The sequence below is a fragment of the Holdemanella porci genome (assembly GCF_019052655.1).
GTDB classification, from domain to species: domain Bacteria; phylum Bacillota_I; class Bacilli_A; order Erysipelotrichales; family Erysipelotrichaceae; genus Holdemanella; species Holdemanella hominis.
This window is the reverse complement of sequence record NZ_JAHQVB010000025.1, coordinates 1-23,721: the sequence shown is the minus strand read 5'-3', so window position 1 is coordinate 23,721 and position 23,721 is coordinate 1. Positions and strand designations below refer to the sequence as shown.

At 35.5% G+C, this 23,721-nt stretch carries 29 protein-coding genes; 26 read left to right on the top strand and 3 right to left on the bottom strand.

Annotated features, from left to right (window positions below; genetic code table 11):
* The first annotated feature begins 78 nt into the window (after positions 1 to 78).
* The 7 genes from KTQ83_RS06200 (at position 79) to KTQ83_RS06175 (ending at position 4,995) form a co-directional block, all read left to right on the top strand.
* Positions 79 to 918 carry a PD-(D/E)XK nuclease family transposase gene (locus KTQ83_RS06200; protein WP_138344136.1) on the top strand — a complete coding sequence of 280 codons (840 nt, stop codon included), beginning with the start codon at positions 79 to 81 and terminating at the stop codon, positions 916 to 918.
* A gap of 127 nt (positions 919 to 1,045) precedes the next feature.
* Positions 1,046 to 1,183, top strand: a complete 138-nt coding sequence (locus KTQ83_RS12710; protein WP_015529878.1) for a LytTR family transcriptional regulator DNA-binding domain-containing protein — start codon at positions 1,046 to 1,048, stop codon at positions 1,181 to 1,183.
* Between the two features lie 259 nt (positions 1,184 to 1,442).
* Positions 1,443 to 1,568, top strand: a complete 126-nt coding sequence (locus KTQ83_RS12520; RefSeq protein ID WP_015529879.1) for a hypothetical protein — start codon at positions 1,443 to 1,445, stop codon at positions 1,566 to 1,568.
* Positions 1,569 to 1,720: 152 nt separating this feature from the next.
* Positions 1,721 to 3,082, top strand: a complete 1,362-nt coding sequence (locus KTQ83_RS06190; protein WP_173751416.1) for a radical SAM protein — start codon at positions 1,721 to 1,723, stop codon at positions 3,080 to 3,082.
* Positions 3,082 to 3,753 carry an ABC transporter ATP-binding protein gene (locus KTQ83_RS06185; protein WP_015529880.1) on the top strand — a complete coding sequence of 224 codons (672 nt, stop codon included), beginning with the start codon at positions 3,082 to 3,084 and terminating at the stop codon, positions 3,751 to 3,753. The genes KTQ83_RS06190 and KTQ83_RS06185 overlap by 1 nt, the downstream gene beginning before the upstream one ends.
* Positions 3,746 to 4,450 (top strand): hypothetical protein, encoded by a 705-nt coding sequence (locus KTQ83_RS06180; protein ID WP_015529881.1) that lies wholly within the window; start codon positions 3,746 to 3,748, stop codon positions 4,448 to 4,450. Before KTQ83_RS06185 ends, KTQ83_RS06180 begins: the two co-directional genes overlap by 8 nt.
* On the top strand, positions 4,441 to 4,995 hold the full coding sequence (locus KTQ83_RS06175; protein WP_173826542.1) for a hypothetical protein: 555 nt from the start codon (positions 4,441 to 4,443) through the stop codon (positions 4,993 to 4,995). Before KTQ83_RS06180 ends, KTQ83_RS06175 begins: the two co-directional genes overlap by 10 nt.
* 166 nt (positions 4,996 to 5,161) lie before the next feature.
* Here the strand turns inward: KTQ83_RS06175 and KTQ83_RS06170 are convergent, their stop codons facing one another.
* From KTQ83_RS06170 to KTQ83_RS06160, 3 genes are all read right to left on the bottom strand, one after another.
* Positions 5,162 to 6,355 carry a site-specific integrase gene (locus KTQ83_RS06170; RefSeq protein ID WP_173750762.1) on the bottom strand — a complete coding sequence of 398 codons (1,194 nt, stop codon included), beginning with the start codon at positions 6,353 to 6,355 and terminating at the stop codon, positions 5,162 to 5,164.
* A 78-nt stretch (positions 6,356 to 6,433) separates the two neighbouring features.
* Positions 6,434 to 6,637 (bottom strand): excisionase, encoded by a 204-nt coding sequence (locus KTQ83_RS06165; RefSeq protein ID WP_002607397.1) that lies wholly within the window; start codon positions 6,635 to 6,637, stop codon positions 6,434 to 6,436.
* Positions 6,637 to 7,698, bottom strand: coding sequence for a replication initiation factor domain-containing protein (locus tag KTQ83_RS06160; protein ID WP_256151268.1), 1,062 nt, complete (start codon positions 7,696 to 7,698; stop codon positions 6,637 to 6,639). Before KTQ83_RS06160 ends, KTQ83_RS06165 begins: the two co-directional genes overlap by 1 nt.
* A gap of 494 nt (positions 7,699 to 8,192) precedes the next feature.
* Between KTQ83_RS06160 and KTQ83_RS06155 the strand changes: the two genes are divergently transcribed.
* The 19 genes from KTQ83_RS06155 (at position 8,193) to KTQ83_RS06065 (ending at position 23,686) form a co-directional block, all read left to right on the top strand.
* The gene (locus KTQ83_RS06155; protein ID WP_156341620.1) at positions 8,193 to 8,864 is read left to right on the top strand and encodes a helix-turn-helix domain-containing protein; all 672 of its coding nucleotides are present in this window, start codon (positions 8,193 to 8,195) and stop codon (positions 8,862 to 8,864) included.
* A gap of 402 nt (positions 8,865 to 9,266) precedes the next feature.
* Positions 9,267 to 9,449 (top strand): hypothetical protein, encoded by a 183-nt coding sequence (locus tag KTQ83_RS06150; protein WP_005428606.1) that lies wholly within the window; start codon positions 9,267 to 9,269, stop codon positions 9,447 to 9,449.
* Positions 9,450 to 9,484: 35 nt separating this feature from the next.
* A complete protein-coding gene (locus KTQ83_RS06145) occupies positions 9,485 to 9,748 on the top strand; it encodes a hypothetical protein (RefSeq protein WP_005428607.1) in 264 nt (87 codons plus the stop codon).
* Positions 9,749 to 10,105: 357 nt separating this feature from the next.
* Positions 10,106 to 10,729 (top strand): VanZ family protein, encoded by a 624-nt coding sequence (locus KTQ83_RS06140; RefSeq protein ID WP_156341622.1) that lies wholly within the window; start codon positions 10,106 to 10,108, stop codon positions 10,727 to 10,729.
* 250 nt (positions 10,730 to 10,979) lie between these two features.
* Positions 10,980 to 11,123, top strand: a complete 144-nt coding sequence (locus KTQ83_RS06135; RefSeq protein ID WP_173690091.1) for a WxxxWxxW domain-containing protein — start codon at positions 10,980 to 10,982, stop codon at positions 11,121 to 11,123.
* Positions 11,124 to 11,194: 71 nt separating this feature from the next.
* A complete protein-coding gene (locus KTQ83_RS06130) occupies positions 11,195 to 11,614 on the top strand; it encodes a nuclear transport factor 2 family protein (protein ID WP_154304157.1) in 420 nt (139 codons plus the stop codon).
* A 372-nt stretch (positions 11,615 to 11,986) separates the two neighbouring features.
* On the top strand, positions 11,987 to 13,270 hold the full coding sequence (locus KTQ83_RS06125; protein ID WP_055039880.1) for a sensor histidine kinase: 1,284 nt from the start codon (positions 11,987 to 11,989) through the stop codon (positions 13,268 to 13,270).
* Positions 13,270 to 13,872, top strand: a complete 603-nt coding sequence (locus tag KTQ83_RS12630; protein WP_055039879.1) for a response regulator transcription factor — start codon at positions 13,270 to 13,272, stop codon at positions 13,870 to 13,872. Before KTQ83_RS06125 ends, KTQ83_RS12630 begins: the two co-directional genes overlap by 1 nt.
* A 268-nt stretch (positions 13,873 to 14,140) precedes the next feature.
* The gene (locus KTQ83_RS06115) at positions 14,141 to 14,836 is read left to right on the top strand and encodes a transposase (protein WP_015529886.1); all 696 of its coding nucleotides are present in this window, start codon (positions 14,141 to 14,143) and stop codon (positions 14,834 to 14,836) included.
* Between the two features lie 102 nt (positions 14,837 to 14,938).
* Positions 14,939 to 15,100 carry a hypothetical protein gene (locus KTQ83_RS06110; RefSeq protein WP_217285031.1) on the top strand — a complete coding sequence of 54 codons (162 nt, stop codon included), beginning with the start codon at positions 14,939 to 14,941 and terminating at the stop codon, positions 15,098 to 15,100.
* Between the two features lie 544 nt (positions 15,101 to 15,644).
* Complete coding sequence (locus KTQ83_RS06105; RefSeq protein ID WP_015529888.1) at positions 15,645 to 15,797, top strand: hypothetical protein; 153 nt, start codon at positions 15,645 to 15,647, stop codon at positions 15,795 to 15,797.
* 325 nt (positions 15,798 to 16,122) lie between these two features.
* Positions 16,123 to 16,596 (top strand): sigma factor-like helix-turn-helix DNA-binding protein, encoded by a 474-nt coding sequence (locus KTQ83_RS06100; protein WP_171030278.1) that lies wholly within the window; start codon positions 16,123 to 16,125, stop codon positions 16,594 to 16,596.
* Between the two features lie 577 nt (positions 16,597 to 17,173).
* A complete protein-coding gene (locus KTQ83_RS06095; protein ID WP_005344285.1) occupies positions 17,174 to 17,554 on the top strand; it encodes a type II toxin-antitoxin system PemK/MazF family toxin in 381 nt (126 codons plus the stop codon).
* A complete protein-coding gene (locus tag KTQ83_RS06090) occupies positions 17,535 to 17,783 on the top strand; it encodes a DUF6870 family protein (RefSeq protein WP_015568866.1) in 249 nt (82 codons plus the stop codon). The genes KTQ83_RS06095 and KTQ83_RS06090 overlap by 20 nt, the downstream gene beginning before the upstream one ends.
* Positions 17,784 to 17,891: 108 nt before the next feature.
* Positions 17,892 to 19,583: a recombinase family protein gene (locus tag KTQ83_RS06085; RefSeq protein WP_139009371.1), complete on the top strand. Its 1,692-nt coding sequence runs from the start codon at positions 17,892 to 17,894 to the stop codon at positions 19,581 to 19,583.
* 1 nt (position 19,584) lies between these two features.
* Positions 19,585 to 21,276 (top strand): recombinase family protein, encoded by a 1,692-nt coding sequence (locus KTQ83_RS06080; protein WP_118758656.1) that lies wholly within the window; start codon positions 19,585 to 19,587, stop codon positions 21,274 to 21,276.
* On the top strand, positions 21,273 to 22,850 hold the full coding sequence (locus tag KTQ83_RS06075; protein ID WP_138344195.1) for a recombinase family protein: 1,578 nt from the start codon (positions 21,273 to 21,275) through the stop codon (positions 22,848 to 22,850). The genes KTQ83_RS06080 and KTQ83_RS06075 overlap by 4 nt, the downstream gene beginning before the upstream one ends.
* Before the next feature lie 112 nt (positions 22,851 to 22,962).
* On the top strand, positions 22,963 to 23,142 hold the full coding sequence (locus KTQ83_RS06070; RefSeq protein ID WP_280636085.1) for a tyrosine-type recombinase/integrase: 180 nt from the start codon (positions 22,963 to 22,965) through the stop codon (positions 23,140 to 23,142).
* A gap of 160 nt (positions 23,143 to 23,302) precedes the next feature.
* A complete protein-coding gene (locus tag KTQ83_RS06065) occupies positions 23,303 to 23,686 on the top strand; it encodes a low molecular weight protein-tyrosine-phosphatase (protein ID WP_244975794.1) in 384 nt (127 codons plus the stop codon).
* The last annotated feature ends 35 nt before the right edge of the window (positions 23,687 to 23,721 follow it).

Genomic DNA, 23,721 nt, shown 5'->3' with positions numbered 1-23,721 from the left:
TGATTTTGATGTTAAGATGAAATTGGGATAGGAGACATTTAGGAACCTATCCTGACATAGCAAAGAATGGAGGCGAGAATGGACGTGGCGAAAGAAGAAATCGTGAAAACAGAAGAATTGGAAACACGTTACGAAAGATACAAGGGTATCTTAAAAGACCTTACCATCATGAGCGATGTGTTTATGCGGAATGTATTCAAGAAACGGGAATGTACAGAATATGTTCTGCAGGTAATTATGAATAAAAAGGATCTGAAAGTGATTGATCAAGTTCTGCAGAAAGACTATAAGAATTTGCAGGGGCGTTCAGCTATTCTGGACTGTGTTGCCAGAGATTCTGAAGGCAAGCAGATGGATGTAGAAATCCAACAGGACAACGAAGGGGCATCTCCCAAAAGAGCAAGGTATCATAGTGGTCTGATGGATATGAACACATTAAATCCAGGACAGGATTTTGATGAACTTCCGGAAAGCTACGTGATTTTTATCACCAGAGACGATGCACTTGGATACGGACTTCCGATTTATCATATAGACAGGAAAATCGAAGAAGTCAGTGAGAATTTTAAGGATGAAGCTCATATTATCTATGTAAATTCTAAGAAACAAGAGGATACAGAATTAGGCAGACTGATGCATGATCTTCACTGTAAGAATGCAGAAGATATGCACAGTAAGATACTTGCTGACAGAGTATACGAATTGAAGGAAACACAGAAAGGGGTGGAATTCATGTGCCGTGAGATGGAACAGATTTACAGTGAAGGTATTGAAAGCGGTGAAATGCAAAAAGCAAAAGAGACAACGATTGCCCTTGCAGAGATGGGTTTACCTGCTGACAAGATTGCTAAAGCCGTTAAGATTGGCGTCGATGTCGTACAGAAATGGATTGATGAGAGCATGAGTGTTGCACATTAACAAATACTGAATTTCAAAGAAGCTGCCAGAAGATATGATTTTCTGGCAGCTTCTTTTTAAGAAATTGGAACACAAAGAAAAAGTGCTTTCTCAGAATTGATGTGAATAGAAATTAGGAAGCAAAACAATGCGAAGAGATTGTTCACTCGTGCAACTGGAAGACATGTTGGATAGAAATTTATTTATAAGAATTAGTAAGAGCGGCATTGTAAATTTAATGAATGTTGATTCTTATAAAAAAGGAACAATAAATATAAATGGATAAGAAATAAATGTTGCAAGAAGAAGACGTAAAGATTTCGAAATCGCATTCCAAAGATATGATCTTGAATTTAGAGGGGAATAAATGGAAATAGGAATATTATATTTATAGTAGTAAATAAAGCTTTTAATGATTAAGCTTAATGGCATAATCGACATAATCTAAGAACATTGCAGTAATTACTCATGTAAATGTCGTAAAGCTAATATATAATTTAGTCACTCGATAACAAAGTCGAGAATATACATAAGGAAGAAATGCCATGAATCCTAGTATTTCACCAATGGGAAACGGATGTAAATTATGTGCAGGATGTACAGGGTGTATGTTCTGTGGACCATCCGCAATTGCTGCAGCGGGTGCAGCAGGCTTTGTTGGATTTTTCTGAGTAATAAATCATAACAAGCAGAAGACTGGAAGTGAGATTTTACCGCTAGATAGTAATAATTCTCACTTCCTGTTCTTTCTATAAAATAATTACAGATGATAATAGAAATAAGATTGATTATATTGTAGGTTAAACAACAATAAGGAGAAGGTATGTATCTGAGATTAATTAACGTAAAAGCAATAGAAAGACAAAGAGATTCTTATATTCTTGTAATAAATAACCGTTATGAAAAGATGGGTGAATCATTGTATCGCATTAACAAAGATGCTTTAGAAATTATACGTAACCTAAATGGGACAAAAACATTTGATGATCTAGTTGACATGATGATCAGTTGTCATTTAGAGAAGAAAGAACAGGCTAAGTATAAATTAAATAATTTTTTGAATGAATTGGAGAAAAATCCAGGAATTTCTGTGGAGTATTTAAAAAAAACAAATCCAATAGAAATACCAATACTTGGAAATGGAAAAACACAGTATCCATCAGCTATTTCTGTAGAAATTACACATAGGTGTAATGCAAAGTGTTTGCACTGTTATGGAGAATATTGTGCAACGAATGCATTTAAAGATAATACAGAGGAAATAAAGAAGTTACTTAAGGATGCACGTAAAGCAGGGACAAGAGTAGTAGAATTTACAGGTGGAGAAGTCACGTGTCATCCGAGGTTTTTAGAAATCCTGAATGAAGCGTATAATCTTGACTATTCATTAGTAAGTATACTATCGAATGGTTTATTTTGGAATAAAGAATTGTTCGCACTGATTGCAGAACATAAGGAGCAGACAGTTGTACAAATCGATTTACACGGAGATAATGATGATTATATAAATTGGTTTATGGGAACACAAATACCCAATATTACTCACCGTGTTAAAGACACAATTATGAGAATTAATAATTCAGGAATACTGATGAGAGTTGTTACAATGGTAACACCGCAAAACATTGACCAAATTGAAAATATTGCAGGATGGGTAAAAGAAGCAGGTATCGAAACTTATGGTATATCAGCAATTACTCCTATGGGAAGAGCTGATTTAGAGGATAAAAATAATTTGCTTTTAAAGACATTAGAACAACATGAAAGGGTTGGTAAAGTAATAGAAAACATTAATACCCGATATGGAAAAGGGTTTTTATATAAAATTAAAGACGGAAATAGCAACGCAAAGAATTGTGGAGCATTTACATCGAATCCTTCAATAACGCCAGAGGGAGAAATCAAATTTTGTGCAATGGATAACCAGACAGTGATTAAATCTTTGGGAAATGTATTTAAAGAGGATATCGGACAGTTGTTTTCAAATAATTATCAATTAATGAATATGATTCGTGGTATACAAGCTCCAGATTATACAAGTAAAGAATGCTCAGGGTGTGAAAAAAAGTACTTTTGTAGTTATTGCATAATACGTGGGTTAGTAGCTGCTAAAGAAAGAGGCTTTGAAAATTGTGCATGGTATTCCCAATATATACCAAATGAGTTTAGGAGGCTGTTAATATAATGACAAATATTATTTCTATTTACAATCTTTCAAAAGCGTTTGATGGTAAGAAATTATTTCAAAATTTTAATTTTACTGTCAAGAAAAATTCTGTCCATGCCTTGATAGGAGCAAATGGAGCAGGAAAAACTACACTATTGCGTTTACTCACCGGATTATACGAACCAGATGAAGGAAAAATATCTGTATCGGGTAAACATGCAATGTTGCTTGAGAATGATTATTTATATGAGGATAAAACAGGTTTGGAGAACTTGAAAATCTTTGGGTTGTATTTTGGATACTACGTAAAGGACTATAAGAAATATAGTGATTCATTAAATATTACAGAACATTTATTGAAACGTGTTAGTACGTATTCAAAAGGAATGAAAAGAAAATTGTCAATTCTAATCGTTATACTAATCAACAGTGAGATTATTTACCTTGATGAGCCAACATCAGGGGTAGATCCGTTGTCTCGTGTTGAAATAAGAAAGATTATCCAGAAACTAAAGGAAGAAGGAAAAACAATATTGATTACATCTCATGATTTAAGTGAAATTGAGAAAAGTGCAGATTATGTCACTATGATTGAAAATGGTAAGGTTGTTTTCAATGAGGATATAGATAACATAAAAGGGACAACACTGGAAGAGTTATTTATAAAAGAAGGTGGAGATTATGAATAATATTAAAAAAGCTGTTTTTTATATTATATTTAAGAGTAAATCTACAATTTTTAATATGTTAGGAGTAGGAGTGCTTGGGACACTGATGTTGGTTGTATTTCAACAGGATCAATTTTATTCAAAAGGAACAGATTATCTTATTTTAGTTTTTTTTGTAGTTCTTTTAGGATGTACTCTTCTTCAGGCAAATTCTATAATAATAGATTTGACAGTGAAAGATAAAATGAGTAAACGGATGGAGTTTTTTTTAGCATCAGGGATTGATTTAAAGTTTATTATTAAGGCCTACACAATACAAATTTTAAAAGCATCAATTATAATTCCTTTTATTATATTTGTATTAGGTTATTATCTCATAGATTTTAAAATTTCATTTTTTGGTATTATAGCCTTTTTTATATCGACAGTAATAATGAGTTACACTGAAGTTCTATTTTTCAATACAATTACATTTTCTGTAGAAAAATATAAGTTATTTAAAAATATGGTCTTTTTTGGAAATTTTTTTCTGATTTATATTAGTGCTATGTGTGCGAATGAAATTGTTGAATTTGTATCAGGTTTAAATATTAGTATGTATATTTTTATTATTATTCTGAATATAATTGGTGCGACAATTTTAGCTGTTATTTCTTTCAGAAAGATTTCTAAATTAGACAATGAAAGTGTTGTAAGGAGTGTTGGACAATGGATTTGACTATTATTAGGATTCATGTGAAAAAAATTTTAACAGGTAATTTTGTTTTTATGAGTCTAGTAGCAATTATTTTTGGTATATTAACCTTATTTAGTAAAGGGCAGGAAAAAATAATTGGCTCATATACTTATATTGATATGCTTTGGAAGGGGTATATTTTTTTATATATTATATTTGCCTGTGAATTAAGTAAAGATTTACTACAAATGGAAAAAATCACAAGAAGAATAGAGTGGTTGATTGCAAATGGGACTAGGCTTCAATCTATCCTTATTAATCATACAGTTTCTTTGTGGATATCAACTCTCTTACTTCTTATGCCACTGTTAGGTATTACTATATACAAAATAGGATCACCTGATGTTGCCCAAATACTTGATTTCTTTACATTTACCTTATTAAGCAGTATAATTATTAATGCAGTTATTTTGGTTATAAGAGATATGAATAAATATAAGGGAATTTCTTTGCGTATATCAGTATTTTATTTTTTTATTTTAATTATTGAGAGTATGTTTTATTCCTGGAGCAATAATTTATATTAAATTATATATGTCTTTTTGACTATCTTTTTATATCTTCTTAAATGTCCGCAAAGCCTTATTTTATCGGCTCTACGGGCATTTTTCTTTTATGGTAAACCTCACATATCTAGGTCTATCTTCTTATATTTTCGCTATCAAGCGTGGTTAAAATCGTGGTAAATACTTCTTATGCGAATAGACGCTGAACCTCTGATTTTGCGGTATCTATGGACGCATGAGCGTACCAATTCATTGTGATACTAATGTTTGAATGCCCCATGATATACTGTAAATCTTTTGGGTTCATGTTCTTGCTTGCCAGCCTTGTGCAGAACGTATGGCGTAGCGTATGCGGTGTGATATGTGGCAAGGGATTGTCCTTGTGGTGCTTGTTGTATTTCTTTACCATACGGACAAATAAGGCGTTGTAATCAATCGCAACTTTTGGCTTGTCCTTATGATTGACAAATAGGAAATTACCCCGTCCGTCTATCACAAATGGTTCTGCCTTTGGGCGTTTCTTCATAACCCGTTGAAATGCCTGTATCGTTTCTCTGCTTAATGGTACTTGCCTTATTCCGCTTTTCGTCTTAGGCGTTTCAATATAATAGCCTTGTTCCTTGCTCTTTAGTAACTGGTGGTCGATAATCACAACTTCATTCTTGAAATCAATATCGGCTACTGTCAGTCCGCACAGTTCCGAGATACGAAGTCCTGTTTTTAACAGTATCAGCACATCATCATAATACTTGTGATACACATTGTCCGTCTTGATGAATGAGAGTAAGGCTTGTTCCTGTTCCTCTGTCAATGCAACTTTCTCTTTGGTATCATTTTCTAGGACTTCACTTAACTTGAAATCAAAGGGATTTTTCCTTACGCAATCGTCTTGTATGGCGATATAGAATGACGCTTTTAACGAGCGTTTATGGTTGTTAATGGTATTGTAGGAAAAGCCTTTGTCTTTCATGCGTAACGCCCATTCTTTAGCGTCAGAGGGTTTTATCGTATCAATGCTCCTAGCACCTAACTTATCCTCTTTCAATAACCGCATGAGTTGTTCCCGTTGTTTTATTGTGCTTTTCTTCACATTTGCCCTCTGTGCGTTCTGTTTGGCATAGAGTTGGCAAAGCGTCATTTTCTTGCCTGTGCTGTCGATACCGTCCTCAATATCCCGTCTTATCTGCTGTTCCAGTTCACGAAGTGAGGGTTTTTCCCGTTTTCCCTTTGGTGTCGGGTCTGTGGGTGTCAATCTCCAAGCATACACATATTTTGTGTTTCCAAATGCGTCTACATATTTATATAAGTATTTCCCGTCTGTTCGTTGGCTCTCTCCAGTATGCAGGATACGACCTTTGTTATCCCGTCTTTTTTCTTTCATGGTGTCTGCTCCTTTCCTTGTTGGAAAGAGCCTTGATATGACTTGTGTTCATCATAACACATACAAGGCTCATTTGCATTAGATTGCGTCCAATTTGTCAATAACCTGTTCAAACTGTCGGCGTTTAATCTGTATGCGGTTGCCATTCATAATGAGCCAGCCAGCGTCCTTGTTTTCCTCTGCTAAGCGTCTTAACTTGTTTTCTCCGATACGGAAATACTTTGACGCTTCTTCAATGGTAAGGGTGTATTTTTCCCATACGGGAATATCGTTGTTATTCATCAGATACCCCCTTTCCCATGTTTCGTGTCATACTGGATATAGGGGATAAGGTCGGTGCGGTTTATCCTCTGTAAATGGGCGGTTAATTTACTGGAAAGGGAATTGCTGTATCTTGCCTTATCAAGCATAGTTCCCACTTTTTCCAGTCCGCCTAATGCGTCATGTTCTTCCAAGAAGTAAAAACTTTTGACAGCGGAAATCACGCCACCCTCTGTGAGCCATTGCTGTGTTTCTTCAAGGGAATTTTGCTGTTTTGGTACTTGCAGTTTTAAGACTTCCACAGCCCCTAAAAAGCGTTCCCAAAACCGACAAGTTTTCCATCTGCTCTTATTACTTTCGTTTCTGTTTGGTACGACAAAGCGTAGGTTGTTTGCCAATAGACCGAAAGCCAGTTCTCCAAGTTCCAGCGGTCTTTCCTTGAATGTCATGGCAAAAGCATGAGCCTTATCATCACGCAGTTGCATTTCTGTCCGTTTCCAACTGCCGACTTCCTCAAGCGTCTTATTATGTTTTGAACAGACTTCCTTATCCTTATCATAAAAGCGGTAGGACAATCCCGATTTACCAGCACCGATATAAACAGTCTTTGCGGTGTCGAAATCATCAAACTTGCTTTCGTCAAAGTGGTAGCCCTCACTATTCGAGATAAATTCCTCTTTTTCGCATTTCTTCTTTATCTGCTCTATGGTAAAAAATGGCTTTTCGTTTTTATCATCAATGGCAATATCAAGCCTTGTGAAGTGGAAGTTATCCTGTCCGTATCTTCGCTCACAATGTTTGAACATATCCCCAAAAGTACAATTCCTACTGTCGAGAATACGGAAAATATCATCACACCCTCTGCCGGTCATAACAAGATAACAGCCTAACCCTTGTGGGTTATCCTCTGTTTTTCTTGCGTCGCCCGATACATAAATATCTCCAATCTGCCAGCGTGCTTGATAGGTTTTGTATTTAATGCTTGCCGGATAGACATTGAAAATGTCAGTCGGTAAACCTAAAATGTGCATGATGACATCTTCAGCAGTTGCCGTTTCAAATACAATGCTGATGTAATCAATCTTAACGGATAAATTTTTGTGTGTAGTTATAGTGCATTACTCCTTTCGTATGTCCCGTTTTTTGCGGGGTAAAAATTGTGTTTTTTCCTTTATTTATCACAGTTTCTAGGTACTATGACATGTATGCGCAGGGCGGTGTTACATATACGCCCTTTATGAACGCCTAAAGGCGTTCCCTTTCTTCCTGTGTCTGATCCGTTCTTAACGCTCACGAGCCTTGTAAGGCTCGTGGCTAAACGGAACAGCCCCAGTCAGAAACCTTATTTTCTGTCTGATAGTCCATGCTTATTCATGCTATCAAAGTGAAAATACATCTTTTCTATGCTTACTCAAGCGTGTGATTGACCCTAGCGTGCTTAATCACTCTATCTGATACGATAATAACGCCATTAGAATTACTTGTCAAGAAGTTTTTGTTGACTTTTCGATATATATTAAGTATGATATGCTTATAAATACCAAAAAAGCAATGAAAGGAGTGTTTATACTAAGTCATGGAGCATTACGAAAAGAAAATCAGTTTCTTAGGAGAGAACATACAGACCATAAGGAAACACAGAGGAATGAAACAACAGGAACTGGCGGACAAAATCGGTATCAATATGCAGAGCCTTTCTAAGATTGAACGTGGCGTGAATTATCCTACCTTTGATACGCTGGAAAAGATAATGGACGTGCTGGGAGTAACACCCAATGAATTATTGTCGGGAGAATGGAAGTATATCGACCACACCGAGCCTTACATCATGGATATTATCAAACGGGAACAGGACTTTAATGTTTCCTTAGATTATCTGTCTGAAAATGAATTTTTCAATGATGAAAAAGAATACAGATTTTACAAGGTATATAAACTCATACAGTATATTCATAACTACATTACCAATGAGGTTACGGAGTTGGAAGAACTTATGGAAATCAAGCAGTTGATACAGCGTCAGAAAATAGAACGCATGATGAAAGTACATAAGGAAATGCGAGGGTTAGACCGATACAGAGAACAACCGAAAGAATACAAATATCACAATCCTTATGATGACTGGATATTCCGTCAACTTGCAGATATTGATAACAGAAAAAACATTCCTAATACTTCTCCACAAGTAGATTTTAATGAGGGAGATTATGAAGATTATCTAAAGGCGAAATGGAACAGAGGTCTTTGATTTCCTCTTGCATGGAAGATACAGCAAACAAAAAGCCCAGTAAAGAGTGCAAAGCACCACCAATGGTGGCAAGGCTCTTGACAGGGCTTTTTCTTTTCTGTGTTAGATAATCAAGAGGAGATAAAGGAATGGAGCACCTGAATTGGAGTACTTCAATTCAGGTGAAAGAACATCAAAAACTTTGATTACAAATACTGTACATAAATTGATATGTAAAGACAAAGGATATTGCGTTGAAAAATAAAGGCAATCAGAACGCAGGCAGTCCACAGAACCATACACCGCAGGGACAGCCGAAAAAATAGGCTTACTGAATAGATTTTCATTGTAGCGGATATATGGAACTGTTATAATATGGGTATGAAGAAACGGACAAATAATAAGGTGTAAAGGAGACCAGCTATGAAAGATAAAAACATTTTAATTTGTGTGGGAATAATTATTTATATTGCTATGTCTGGAATTGATAGATTTGTTTATCATATACCTAATATTATTTATATACCAGTTGCAATTCTTGGTATTGCTTTAATTTTAATTGGCTTTTTCAAAGATAAATTTAAACAAGAAAATTTCGATTTATAGAACTGAAAATTAAAGATTTAGAAAAGGTGGTAAATATGATAGGGCTAATACTAGGTAATATAATGGTGGTTTTAGGGGTATTCAGTATTATCAAAGGTAAATTGCCCCTTATCAAAAGATATAATGGGGTAAAAAACATAAAGCTACATTCAAGAATTGAGGGAACAGCTATATTATTAGTAGGAATTATGCTGATTTTTCAATGTTTTATATCACTAGGAAATGTTGAAATAGTTATCATTATTTTATCAATTTGTATTTTTTCGTTGATACTAGAAATTGCATTAAAAGTAATATAAAATTCCCATTTGCAAAACTTCATATCCATACACACAAAGCAGTTAGTCTTAGGATTGACTGCTTTTTTCGTACCCAGAAAGGAGTGATTGATTTATGCGTAAGATTTGGAATAAAGGACACCGTATTAAAGCTAGCGACAAGGAACATATACCGTATGAACAGTCAATTTTCTAATACGATAATTTTTTATTGTAGCGAATACATGGAATTGCTATAATATGAGTATGTAGAATAAATAAAATTTTAAGAAAAATTTTCGATTTTTCGTTGGATAATTTTTAATTTTTGCTGTTATCTTTATGGAAGAAACGGACTGACAAATATATGTAATGAGTTCATGTAAAGGAGTGAAAAATATGTTACCAATTTCCGATATTCTTATTCGTTCAATAAGTGGGTATGTGTTTATAATTCCAGTTCTTATATTGTATTTTTTTGTGTTAAAAAAATCGGGACGAAAACAAAGTGTTTTTCATATTATCGCTGTGTTTGTGTTTTGTTATTATTTATTTGGAATTTTAACTGTAACAGGTATTGGTTATACAAGCACAATATCATTTCGTCCAAAAATTTCTATAATTCCATTTTGTGGTATGATAAGCGGACCAATAGATACCATACTAAATCTTGTTTTATTTGTTCCTTTGGGCTTTTTCTTACCATTACTGTATAAAAAGTATCAGCATATAAAGAATGTTACCTTAACTGGCTTTCTGTTTTCCTTATCTATTGAAATTGTTCAGATGTTTGGCTGGGGGGCAACAGATATAAATGACCTTATCATAAATACTGTAGGAGCATGTTTAGGATATTTGATATATTATCTGCTATCAAAAATTTTACCCATCAATTTTAGAAAAAGGCTTCAGTCCGAAAATGTTAATGACATGGTCGAAATAATGTTATATACAATTTATATATTTATAGTTATGATTACAGCTCAACCATGGGTAATTCATAGTTTACTCAATATCGGATAAAAGTGAGTATTGATTATGCTTCAATCAATAAAATTGTAATTTTGACAACTTAATATTACTACAAATAGAGCAGTTAATATAAAGATTGACTGCTTTTTTCGTACCAAGAAAGGAATGATGAAATGATGTGCTGTTAGAGCTGTTCAATAAGATTATCGGTGCATAAAATTTTATTGTGGTGCTGATACGAGAATGGTATAATATGGATATGAAGAAAGCGACATATTAGAAGTTGTGGAGGTGGTCAATTATGGAAAAAAACCAAAAAGAAAATTGGATAATAGCAATCGCCGTTGCTATCATTTATTTAACAGTAAGTATTCTCTTTGATTTATGGGCTTTTTCTTGGATTATATGGGTTGCCTATGCAATTTATAGATTTATCGTAAGATAGTTGACTTCCAGCTTGACAATTTTATATCCATATATACAAGGTAGTTAGTCTTAGGATTGAGGTGTTCTATTATGAATGAGAGAGAAAAAATCATTCACTTATGGTTCGATATGTGGCTTAAACAGCAAGATTTAGGAATGGATAGAATTTTCACAGAAGATGTTGTTTATACGGAAAGCTGGTGTCCTAAATATGAAAACCTTAAAACAGTAAAACATTGGTTTAGCGAATGGAATACTCGTGGTAAAGTTATTATTTGGGATATTAAGCAGTTCTTTCATAAGGGAAATCAAACTGTTGTAGAGTGGTATTTTAAAAATGAAATGAATACAGGAAGTATTGAAGAATTTGACGGTATTTCCTTAATTGAATGGACAGAAGATAACAAAATCAAATCATTAAAAGAATATGGTTGCAATTTGAATAACTACAATCCATATCAGCACAGCGAGAACCCTCAATTTAGAGATGAAAAAATAAGCTGGTTTTAAAACTTAATCAAATTATATCTATACACACAAAGCAGTTAGTCTTAGGATTGATTGCTTTTTAACAAAAGACACCGTTTAAGTGTTAAAGGTGTCTTTTTAGTGCTATTTTATTGTCATATCAAGGCTCATTCAATCGTGGTAAATTCGTGGTAAATTGAATAATTTTCTATACTTCAAAGTGCTTGAAAGTATGGTGTTTATGCGGATAATCAAAAATCAGATATAAAATTTTATTTTAACTGTTATAATAAAGTATGTAATAAGTTTGTGTGTTAGTGTATTTGTTCTGCGAATGGCCACTAAAGAGAGAATTGTAATGGCATACTACTAGATACGGTAAATGATGTTTCAGTGATGTGGGTGAAAAAGAGTATGAAGAGTAAGTACAGCATATATATTCTGCTCCATATAGCTATAATTGTTATGTGGAGTTTTTTTTATAAATTTAATTTGATTACAAATGATGCTGTAGAGATAAATGCATTATCTATGATATTGTTAGTTTGTTTTATTAGTGCATTATATGTATATATTATGACATCACAAAAAAAAACAGATATAGTGGATAGTATTGATTATACAGTTCCTATATTATTCTGTAGTTCCATGATACATAGAACAGGTATTATAATTTTTGAAATCGCATTTGTATTATTTTTATTGTATAAGGCAAGGAATTTATTAGCCAGGAAAAGATATAAGGAAGAAATAACTGTTCTTATTTCTTATTTTTTGGGATTGCTTTTTTACATTAATCGGTTTGTCCTTTTTTCTTCGTTTATGATAGTATTGGGCATGGCGGTAGATATTTTTGTTAAGTATAAATGGATAAATTTCAAATATGTACATATACTTCCGACTTCTGCAAAGAAGTCAAAATATATTTTAACCTTATGGATACCACTAGTAGTATATATATCTTATATTTTTGATTGGGATTCATTTTGCCTTAATATGATTTTCCAGGTTTTTATGCTATTGTTTGAAATATTAACTATGATACATATAGAGGATAGGCAAGAATTTTATAGAGAAATAAGTTCCTTTTTTTTCTTAACAAAGTATATAAATACTGAAAGAGAGAATTTTTCAAGAATACTTCACGATGATATTGTCCAGGATATCAGAGCATCTTACAATTTATTAGCATTAGAACAACCGGATATTGTGCTATCGAAAAAGGTTTTATTAAATCTGGAAGATCGTGCAAGGAAAATGATGAATTTTTATTCGGCAAATATTTTTCTGGAATATGGTGCCTATATTAATTTAGAAAATATGTTAAATTCTATACAAGCCATATATCCAAATAAGAAAGTTCAATTAAAAATTGATATAAATGAAAAAGCAGAAAAATATCTAAAAAATAAAGTGCATTTAGAAATGCTGTTACAGATTAGTAAGGAATTGATTAACAATATTTTTAAGCATTCCAATGCGACTTATATCAAATACGAAATAAAATTGGACGAAAATATGGTGTTAATAATTAACTGCAAGAGTGATGGGGCGAGTGCAATAGATTATGAAAATATTTTCAAGTCTAAAGGTGGTGTGCTACTTTTGAGGGTGCTTGTAGAGGCAAACAATGGGAAATTGACATATAATTATTCAAATGGCATTTTATGGTCTAGTGTCGAGCTGGAGGTAGATTAGTGAAAATTTTACTATTTGATGATCATAGATTATTTGGAGAGAGTTTAAAGAAATTACTGATAGAGAGTCAATTTGTATCACTTTGCTACTATGTTGAAAGGGAGAATGATTTTTTCCGTACGTTTCGAGAAAAAGAATTTGATATTATTCTATTGGACATAAATTTAAAGAATAGTTCTGAAAAGAATGGATTTGAAATATTGGCAGATATATTATCAATTAATCCAGATTCAAAAGTAGTTATACTTTCTTCGTATGATATGCCTATATACAAAAAGATGGCATTTGACAAAGGAGCTGCGGATTTTATAAATAAGTCTGTTTCTATGGAGGAATTAGTAGAAAGATTAAAGAGAGTTCTTTGTAATAAAACATATTATAATAAAATTCCAGATATTGAGGTATTAACAGAGAGGGAAATTGAAATATTACGAGCAATTTGTAAGGGGGATATAAAGAAGAAAATAGCAAAGAATCTTTTTATAAGTGAACGTACATTATATAACCATATTCAAAATATTTATGATAAACTTGAAGTATCTAATACAGTTGAAGCTTATAACAAAGCAATAAAGCTAGGATATATTGAGCCATTAATGTAATCTGTTCCGAATTTAAGTATTTTTTACTTTTTTTGATAGAATTGTAGGCAGATAATTAACTATAAATGAGCAAGTTCGTGATTTTGCATAAAAGAGAGACACCTTGATTCCGTGTGTTGTATAATGAAAGTACCTAAACAAACATTTGCAACATTTACGAAAGAAGGTGTCTCTCGCAAATACTATACATCATTCTACATTCATATACAACCAGCTTAAGAAATTAAACTTATACAAATTTTATTCCAATCGAGTGATAAATCATCTTATGAGCATTCTGATCAGCATATTTCTTTTAGGATACCATGGGAAAACCACGGACTTTGCTAAAAACAGTTCCTGTCACAGGACTACGATCGCACATTTCCTTAATTCAGGAAAATGGGATGATTCCTCACTTTCAGATACGTTAAAACGTTCTGTTATAGAGATTATTTATTCAGAAGCAGCTCGCACCGGAAAGCCTTTTTTCTGTATTGTAGATGATACGACAGCTTCAAAAACAAAGCCTTCGTCACAGGCTCTGCATCCAATTGAAGACGCGTACTTTCACCAATCCCATTTAAAGGGGAAACAGGATTACGGACACCAGGCAGTTGCTGTTATGCTTTCCTGCTGGTATACTTCTGAAAAAATAATCAACACTTTCGCAGCCGGAGGATTTCATACCATAGGTGCACTGAAAACAAACCGGATGCTTTATCCATTTGGATTCAAAAAGAAACTTAATGAGTTTGCTGCTTTTTTAACGTCCACACGTTCCAATTTTCGCCTTGTGACAGTGAAAAAACAAAAATATTACGTGTATCGTTATGAGGGAAAACTCAACGGTATTGAAAATGCCGTAGTTCTTTTAAGTTATCCGGAAAAAGCATTTGGAAATCCAAAAGCACTGCGTGCTTTTCTCAGTACAGACGTTTCATTATCATTGGACGAAACACTGTCTTATTATGTCTGCCGGTGACCGATAGAGGTATTTTTTCGCCAGTGTAAGAATAAACTGGCACTGGACAGCTATCAGATACGTTCTGCACAGGGAGTCCGAAGATACTGGCTTCTTATGTCAATGGCACATTTTATGTGTGTGACAGGGACTGGTGAATTCTGTTCTTTTGAAAAAGGCTACCACCGGATTGGAAGCATTATTCAGACAGAAAAGTATCAGTATCTCTTCCAACTTGCAAAAGGAAGTAATGATTTTAAGGCATTTATGAAGTTAGCAGGATAATTTTGTGCAATTTTTCAAATTTGCTCATTTATAGTATATTTCTTAACTTCCTGTAAAATTAACTCTCGTTCCAAATAAATGGCTTATTTATGCGGTTTGTGCGTGTTATATCGTTAACGACACGAGAATTAATTAACTCTCGAGAGTTAACTTATAAAACAGTCACAAATCCATTATTATAAGGTTCTCGTACAGTCGAGAGTTAATTCATCAGGAAGTTAACAATATTATACACAGGATCTGTTAATGTACATATCAGGATAACTGCTTCTGGATTTAAGCTCGAGATGTTCATGGAAAGTTTGTATTAAGAGGGCCTCTGAAAATGAGGTCCTCGATATTTTTATCAGAGTATTATAATTGAAAAATAGTAACGAATTTATGAAGTATCTCTGATTGTGCAGATTATGTACCAGAAGTTTGGGCTGGGATTACTGCTTGCAAGAAAGGGAAAAGACTGGTATCGGATAGGATTAGTATTAAAGAAAAGTTCTTTTATTCGATAAAGTTTTCTACGGACAGAGGATATGCGACGAGCCTTGGTATGAATATATATCTATGGAAAGAGGATATTGAAGACGGAGCGTCGGTGATGACAGTCGAATACAGACCTGTAGAATATGGAAAGGATTATGATGTTGTCAATAATCCTGATATATTTGAACTCTATATAGATGGAAAAGAAGTAAAAGAATAGCAGGGTGAACTTTTAACACCGAAATATGTACGATTTCTGTTATGACATGAACTTATGGGAACGTATTGCGGATACTTTGTGAACTTTATCCTGATACAATGATTATGCTGATGAAAGAGGGCATAGATAACTGAATACAAGAAAGAGACAGAAGCCTCAGTAGTTAAGAAAAACTACTGGGGCTTTTTTTCGTGCCTGAATTTATCAGCCAATAACTGCGGATGTGTCCCGGCAGGATGAAGGCGGAGCAGGCATGATCCTAAACAAAGGTCCTCCTTCCGAATTTGAAACGAGCAACAAGATTTCAAATTCAGGAGGAACGGATATGTATATTGAACACCCATATTTTTACGAAGGAAAGTATTACGCAAATATTGATGGAGAAATGATCGAGATTACAAAAGAAGTTGCGTATGCGATGAATAATTTTTACAGAAGCAGCAAGGCAAAAAAAGTTGAGATTAAGAATGAACTGGGTGAGGTTGTGGATAAGATGCTGAGAGAAGTACCTTACAGCGGTCAGTCCATTGATGGAGAAGGCTTCATGATTGAGGATTTTCCAGATCTGAACTGTGATGTGGAGCACTGTGTACTGACAAAAATGGAACAGCAGGATATTCACACAGTGATCAATCAACTGAACTTAGAGGAACGCATGATTATTTATGGTATTTTCTTTGAAAACAAGACACAGACACAGATGGCGGAGATTATGGGGATTTCCAGACAGATGCTGTCATACAAGTTAAAATCCACTCTTAATAAGATGCGTGAAATGTATATGAATAAATTTTTTTAAAAAATTTTTCAAAATCTTTTGCATCTGCCAAAGTCATTTGACTTTAGTAATTAGAGGAAGTTAAAGGACTTCCTAAAATGAACCATGATAACTGAATATCCAATAATAACTGACGTGACATTTCATGCAAAGAGCACGAGGAAGATGCCGCTATAGGATTATAAGACAAAACAAAGATTTTTAGTTCAGTCCGTAATGCTGCGAAAAAGCACTGACCGAAGCCAGCTGGCAGGCTGGTGATGCGATGATATGTATGAGATGCGATACACTTGCAGATCCTGAGAAGTCTGTAACTGGTAAACCTATGAACTGCTGGAGCCTGGAAACGAGAGTTTCCGGGTTGTGGTCCGGAGTATGCATCCGGGCAGGTTATTATTCCCTTCCTGCATATGCGGGAGTAACGATTCGGGGTATCGAGGATAAATAGAATCGAGCGAGCACTGTTTAATAATCAAATTGGCTATAGAGGTTATGCGGCAGAGCTTTCCGTCTTGGAAAGGAACTCTGCCGTATTCCTGTGGAGCTAATATAGCGCTATGAATGCTTTACAAATAAAAAAGGATTGGAGAGATGACAAGTGACGATTCGAAGAGGAGATATCTTATGGGCGGATCTCGGTATGTTCCCGACAACTTCGGTTCAGGGTGGAGTAAGACCGGTGATCGTAGTAAGTAACAACAAAGCTAATACATACAGTTCAGTCATTACAGTAGTTCCGCTGACGTCAAGAATATATAAGAAGCGGTATTTGCCAACACATGTATTTATCAGTAAATATGACATGACAGGGATCCGAAAAGGAAGCCTAGCCTTGGCCGAACAGGTTATGAGCATTTCTACAAAATGTATTATTGAGAAATGCGGAAGAGTAAATAAGTGGAGCCTGGATCGGGTACTGAAAGCAGTACGGATTCAGATGGGAATGGAAGGAGAAGGGCATGACGGCAGAGGAATATAGAAACTATCTGGAGCAGGATTTCAGTGATGTAGATATCAATGAAATGACTGACCTACGGATGATAAAAGCAGACAGAAATAAATCGCTTCAGGAACGGAGAGATATTTTTCTGAATAAAGTAGGAAATCCATATTTGGTCCGGATCGGTAATATGAAAGTAAAAGTCAGATTTGCTAATAACGGTATATCTATGGAGCAGGCATTTGAGAATATGCTTCTGAGTGTCTGAAAAAGTACTGGCAAGATTGAGGGGACTGTGTTAGAATGTCGGTAAGGACAAATTATGCAGCCCCCTTTTATTACATGGATTTTCTGACGTAATAAAAGGAGGTAAGATATGTATCAGAATATCAATAAAATCTATCATGCCGCCATCTATGTCAGATTATCTAAAGAAGATGGCGATATTTCCAGTTCAGCAAAACTGGAAAGTAATAGCATTTCTAACCAGAAAGCTTTGATTCTGGATTTCCTGAAAGACAAAAAAGATATTGAAGTTGTTTCAGTCCGAGTTGATGATGGATACTCAGGCTCTAATTTTGAGCGCCCAGCATTCCAGGCAATGCTGGAAGATATCCGGCGTGGGATTGTAGACTGCATAGTGGTAAAAGACTTATCACGATTTGGAAGGGAATATATTGATTCCGGGAAGTATATCGAGAGATTATTCCCGGCTCTTGGTGTGCGCTTCATTGCCATCAATGACAATTATGACAGTCTCAAGGGAAAGAATCAGGCAGACGAAATCATTATCCCATTTAAGAATTTAATCAATGATGCTTATTGCCGTGACATTTCTATTAAGATCAGGAGTAATCTTGAGATTAAGAGGAAAAAAGGCGAATGCGTGACTCCGTTTGTAGCTTTTGGATACAGGAAGACAAAGACAGATAAGCATAAATTAGAGATTGATCCATCTGCAGGCAGTGTAGTACAGGATATTTTTAAGATGAAGCTGCAGGGAATGAGTCAGGATGCGATCGCTAATCGTTTAAATGAACTGGGTATTCTTTCCCCATTTGAGTATAAAATCAGCAGTGGCAGTCATTATGAAACTGGCTTCCGACAGAAAGAACAGGCACTTTGGAGTTCTGTTACAGTCCGCAGAATACTGGAAAACGAGGTTTATATCGGAAACCTTGTGCAGGGAAAAAGGACAACACCGAACCATAAAGTGAAGCAGACTTATGTGAAACCGGAAGATGACTGGATCCGGATTGAGAAAAATCATGAGCCACTGGTGAGTGACCGTGATTTTGAAATTGTTCAGAGACTTCTGGGCATGGATACACGTACTTCACCTGACCAAAAGCAGGTATATCTGTTATCCGGAATTGCTGTATGTGCGGATTGTGGTGCACCTATGACAAGAAAGGTTTCCACTGTGGCAGGGAAAAAATATGCTTATTATCTATGTTCCACAAATAAAGAAACAAAACGCTGTTCCAGTCATAGAATACCGGAAAAGGATCTGGAAGATGCCGTACTGGTGATGCTGAAACAGCATATCCAGAATATCCTGCACCTGAAAAGAGTCCTGGAATTTGTTGGTACTGTGCCATTTCAGGAGATCAATATGAAGAAGCTGCAGGACAGGCTGGAGAAGAAAAAACAGGAGACAGAACGCTGTAAGGAGTTACGGATGATGCTCTATTCGGATATGAAAGAGGGCATTGTATCAAAAGAAGACTATGTAGAGCTTCATGCAGCCTATGGAAAGAGGCTTAAAAATGCGGAAGAGAGTATCCGTGCGATCCAGAAAGAAATGGATAGTGAGCTGGAAAAAGCAGACAATGCCAATACCTGGCTGGATTATTTTGTGAAATATCAAGATATTGAAGAACTGTCCCGCACTGTGGTGGTAGAACTGATCAGGCAAATCCGAGTATATGATAAAAAGAATATAGAGATCACTTTTGATTTTGATGATTGTTATCAGACATTGCTGAGTCAATTACCGGCTATGGGAGTTGATACGGTAATAGATGATGATAATAATCTGCAGGTCAAGGTAAAGGAGGTTGTATAAAATGGCACGAAAGAGCAGGAAAAACATTCCGGAAGTAGTCAGCAGTGCAACCGTCCAGACAGAGATGAGCAGACCATTCCGGGCAGGATTGTATGCCAGAATTTCAATGGAAACAGAAGAAACACTAGAAAGAGGAACGATAGAAACCCAGGTGGAATTGATGAAAAACTTTGTAGCAGATACGGAAGATATTTCGGTTGCGAAAGTTTATAAGGACTCAGACTATTCAGGTACAAATTTTGACCGTCCTGGATTCGTACAGATGATGGAAGATATCAAGCATGGAAAAATCAATTGTGTTATTGTAAAAGATTTGTCCAGACTTGGCAGAAATTATGTCGAAACCAGCAATTATATTGAACGAGTATTCCCGTTTTTCCATGTAAGATTCCTGGCTGTGACAGATGATTTCGATTCTTTCAGAGAAGGTGTGGATCTTACAGTTCCACTGAAGAATATCATCAATGAATTCTATTCGAAAGACCTTGCCAAGAAGAGTAGCAGCGCAAAAAAAGCACTTTGGAAAGAGGGAAAATTTACAAGTGCCTGGGAACCGTATGGTTACAGAAAGTCAGAAGAAGACCATCATCAGCTGATTGTTGATGATGAAGCTGCAGAACATCTGAAAAGTATATTTTCTATGTATATGGATGGCAGGAATTATAGTGATATTGCAAGACAGCTCAATAAAGATGGAGTTTTATCGCCGACTTTACAGAGAAAATTCTATAAAACCGGTGAAAAGCCGCTTCCGGAGTCTAAACCCTGGAATAATTATGAAGTGAAGCGAGTACTTCAGGATGTTCATTGCACAGGTGATTCTGTATTTGGAAAATATCAGCAAAGTGTTTTCCAGGAAAATAAACAGAGAAATCGACCAGAGAGTGAATGGGTGCATGTGGAGAACACGCATGAAGGGATTATAGATAGAGAGTTGTTTCAACAGGTACAATCTAAAATTCAGGAATATACGGAAGCTTATAAGAAGAAACATCAGCAGAACAATGGGGCTATTCGAAATCATAATTTCTATACAGGAAAAATATGGTGCGGAGGCTGTGGCAACCGCATGACGTTGTCCAGAGAAAGAAATGGCACATTCTTTTATATCTGCGGAGCCAATACTAACCATAAATCCGGAGGAAAGCAATGCAAAGGGCACAGAGTCAGAAAAGAATATGTGGATGACGATGTTCTTCGCCTGATCCAAACGCATATGAAAACCGTATTGGATACAGAAAAAATGATTCAGGAAATGAATGCAGCTTCCAAAAATCAGACACAGTACCTGCTTTTGGATAAAGAGGTGGGGAAACTCCGACGGGAACTAAGCCGAATCAGTAAGCGTAAGTCGGATTTATATGAAGATTACTCGGAACGTTTGATTACAGAAGAAGAGTACATACAGTTTTCTCGGATCTATTCCAATGAAATTGAGAATATCAAGAGCCGTCTGGACACAGTATTGGCGGCAAAGGTTCGGTATTCCCAGGATTACCACATTGAAGAAGGCTGGGGAAATGTGATACATACTTATATGTCAAAGCGTAAGCTGACAAAAGAAATGGCAGATGCCTTTGTGGATTCAATTATTATCCATGGTAAGTATGATTATGAGATCAAGCTGGTATATGACGATCAGTTTGCAGATTTACAGAAATTAAAGAAAGAGAAGGAGGCGCAGTCAAGATGACAGATCATAGAAAAACAGCTGTTTACATCCGTTTATCCGCAGAAGATGACAATGTAGATGGCAGAGCCAAAAAAGAGAGCGACAGTGTAACTTCTCAGAGAATTCTGTTAAAATCATTTGTGATTGATCAGTTGGGTGTTGCTGAGGCAGATATCCTGGAATATGTGGATGACGGTGTCAGCGGTACTCATTTTAAAAGGCAGGGATTTCAACAGCTGCAGGATGACATGAAAAGTGGAGAAATCGGCTGTGTAGTTGTAAAAGATTTTTCCAGATTCGGAAGAGACTATCTGGAAGTTGGATTTTATATTGAATATATTTTCCCACTTCTACAGATTCGATTTATTTCGATTAATGACAGCTATGACAGTGCAGCAAGCAGCGGAATGACTGGTGGAATGAATGTAGCATTGCAGAATCTGGTATACAATATGTATAGCCTGGATTTGTCCAAGAAAATTTCATCAGCATTACAGACAAGAACGAGAAATGGTACACGCCTTCCAGTAAATGCCAGATATGGCTATAAAAAAGGAAAAGACGGAAGACTGGAAGTTGATCCGGAGGCTGCAAAAGTCGTGAAAATGATTTTTCGGATGGCAGCGGAAGGAACAAGTTTTGCAGATATTACAAGGGAATTGAACAGACAGGCGATTGCCACTTGTGATGAGCAGAAATTATCAAGAGGGGATCAGGTGCAGTTCCAGAGGTTTGACACGATCAAAAAGAAACATTGGAGCCCTACGACAGTAGCGGCAATTGTCCGGGATGAGATTTATATTGGAACCAGAATCTGGGGAAAAACACGTTGCAGTATGCATACCGGTCATAAAGCAGTTCTGAATGATGAAACAGAATGGATTCGCCTGGAAAATCATCATACGGCAATTATAGACAGGGCATTGTTTGAAAAAGCAAATGAAATGCATCCGAAAAAGAAGAGAAGTGTTGCGGAATCACGCACCAATTTTACTCTGGAAAGGCGTAAAAAACAGCCGGCATTACTGATATGTGCCAACTGTGGGCATTCTTTACTAAAAGAAACGGAGCATCTGCTAAAATGCTCAGATGCTCGAACCAATGGAGATCCTGTGTGTCGAAGTCTGGTGATCCGACGGGAACCGCTGGAGGAGAATATCCTTGGGCTTGTCCATCAGTATGCAGCGTCAATGTTGGAAAAAGAAAAGAAAGTATCTTCCAACAGGCAATGCGACGACAAAGAGATCAATACCGCAGAATTGCAAAAACAAAGCCGACAGTTGACCTCGGAAAAGATGAAACTCTATGATGCTTACAAAGATGGTCGTATAGATCGTGATTCGTATAAGCAGAGAGCTGGAAAGATAAGTGTACAGCTGGAGGAAATAAAACGAAAGATAGAAGATGCGGAGAATAGTAAAAAGCTTCTTGAACAAAATGAACTTTCTGATAAAATAAAACTAAAAGATTTCTTGGGAATTCAGAAGTTCGATACAGAGAAGTTGCGTGAGATTATCAAGGTGATCCGTGTTCATAGTCAGGATGAAATTGAAATCGAATGGAATTTTGACGATATTTTTTCGGAACAGAGGTAACTTGAGCAGGACAAGAAGGACTTATCAGAAGATAATAAAGGTGCTGGGACTACCTGATGGAAGCGTCAGATAGTCTTCGGCAGAAAAAAATAAAATTTTTTTTGTCCTATACTTGACACATCCACATGTTTGTCGACACACGTATTGTAGTAAGATGGCAAAGGCTGGTATGAATCCTAAGACACTTCAGTATCTTATGGGACATTCGGATATCACGGTGACTATGAATACTTATACACACATCAAACTTGAAGATGCTCAAGAAGAATTGTCAAGATTAGGTTGTGAATAAGGCTGGGTTCAAACCATTGGTTTTTATACCTCATTTTATACCAAAACAGGTCCAAACCATGATAAAATATGCCAAAATATGCCAAGTTACGAAAAAAGTCTAAAAGTCAATAAGTGCTTTATATAAAGGAAAAGTGCTATAAATAAAGGAGAATTTGAAGATGGTAAAAATTATGTTTATATGCCATGGGAACATCTGCCGTAGTGTTAGTGCTGAGTATATTATGAAAGATTTGGCAAAGAAAAATGGAGTCGAACTATATGTTTCTAGTGCAGCTACAAGTCGTGAAGAAATTGGTAATGATATCTATCCTCCGGCTAAGCGTAAACTAAAAGAAAAGGGGATTCCATTTTCTAGACATTACGCAAGACAAGCTACAATGAGTGATTATTTGTCGTATGATTATTTAATTTGTATGGATGAAAATAATATGCGTAATCTAAATCGTATGTTCAATAATGATCCAGATCACAAGATTTATAAATTATTATCAAGAGATGTTTCGGATCCTTGGTATAGTAATGTGATGTTAGCATATAAATAGGACTAGTCAAAAAGAGAAAATTTACACCAGTGGTA

Coding starts and splice junctions, on each gene's coding strand:
- KTQ83_RS06200 (WP_138344136.1), top strand. CDS start 79: ATGGACGTGGCGAAAGAAGAAATCGTGAAAACAGAAGAATTGGAAACA.
- KTQ83_RS12710 (WP_015529878.1), top strand. CDS start 1,046: ATGCGAAGAGATTGTTCACTCGTGCAACTGGAAGACATGTTGGATAGA.
- KTQ83_RS12520 (WP_015529879.1), top strand. CDS start 1,443: ATGAATCCTAGTATTTCACCAATGGGAAACGGATGTAAATTATGTGCA.
- KTQ83_RS06190 (WP_173751416.1), top strand. CDS start 1,721: ATGTATCTGAGATTAATTAACGTAAAAGCAATAGAAAGACAAAGAGAT.
- KTQ83_RS06185 (WP_015529880.1), top strand. CDS start 3,082: ATGACAAATATTATTTCTATTTACAATCTTTCAAAAGCGTTTGATGGT.
- KTQ83_RS06180 (WP_015529881.1), top strand. CDS start 3,746: ATGAATAATATTAAAAAAGCTGTTTTTTATATTATATTTAAGAGTAAA.
- KTQ83_RS06175 (WP_173826542.1), top strand. CDS start 4,441: ATGGATTTGACTATTATTAGGATTCATGTGAAAAAAATTTTAACAGGT.
- KTQ83_RS06170 (WP_173750762.1), bottom strand. CDS start 6,355: ATGAAAGAAAAAAGACGGGATAACAAAGGTCGTATCCTGCATACTGGA.
- KTQ83_RS06165 (WP_002607397.1), bottom strand. CDS start 6,637: ATGAATAACAACGATATTCCCGTATGGGAAAAATACACCCTTACCATT.
- KTQ83_RS06155 (WP_156341620.1), top strand. CDS start 8,193: ATGGAGCATTACGAAAAGAAAATCAGTTTCTTAGGAGAGAACATACAG.
- KTQ83_RS06150 (WP_005428606.1), top strand. CDS start 9,267: ATGAAAGATAAAAACATTTTAATTTGTGTGGGAATAATTATTTATATT.
- KTQ83_RS06145 (WP_005428607.1), top strand. CDS start 9,485: ATGATAGGGCTAATACTAGGTAATATAATGGTGGTTTTAGGGGTATTC.
- KTQ83_RS06140 (WP_156341622.1), top strand. CDS start 10,106: ATGTTACCAATTTCCGATATTCTTATTCGTTCAATAAGTGGGTATGTG.
- KTQ83_RS06135 (WP_173690091.1), top strand. CDS start 10,980: ATGGAAAAAAACCAAAAAGAAAATTGGATAATAGCAATCGCCGTTGCT.
- KTQ83_RS06130 (WP_154304157.1), top strand. CDS start 11,195: ATGAATGAGAGAGAAAAAATCATTCACTTATGGTTCGATATGTGGCTT.
- KTQ83_RS06125 (WP_055039880.1), top strand. CDS start 11,987: ATGAAGAGTAAGTACAGCATATATATTCTGCTCCATATAGCTATAATT.
- KTQ83_RS06115 (WP_015529886.1), top strand. CDS start 14,141: ATGAGCATTCTGATCAGCATATTTCTTTTAGGATACCATGGGAAAACC.
- KTQ83_RS06110 (WP_217285031.1), top strand. CDS start 14,939: ATGGCACATTTTATGTGTGTGACAGGGACTGGTGAATTCTGTTCTTTT.
- KTQ83_RS06105 (WP_015529888.1), top strand. CDS start 15,645: ATGAATATATATCTATGGAAAGAGGATATTGAAGACGGAGCGTCGGTG.
- KTQ83_RS06100 (WP_171030278.1), top strand. CDS start 16,123: ATGTATATTGAACACCCATATTTTTACGAAGGAAAGTATTACGCAAAT.
- KTQ83_RS06090 (WP_015568866.1), top strand. CDS start 17,535: ATGACGGCAGAGGAATATAGAAACTATCTGGAGCAGGATTTCAGTGAT.
- KTQ83_RS06085 (WP_139009371.1), top strand. CDS start 17,892: ATGTATCAGAATATCAATAAAATCTATCATGCCGCCATCTATGTCAGA.
- KTQ83_RS06080 (WP_118758656.1), top strand. CDS start 19,585: ATGGCACGAAAGAGCAGGAAAAACATTCCGGAAGTAGTCAGCAGTGCA.
- KTQ83_RS06075 (WP_138344195.1), top strand. CDS start 21,273: ATGACAGATCATAGAAAAACAGCTGTTTACATCCGTTTATCCGCAGAA.
- KTQ83_RS06065 (WP_244975794.1), top strand. CDS start 23,303: ATGGTAAAAATTATGTTTATATGCCATGGGAACATCTGCCGTAGTGTT.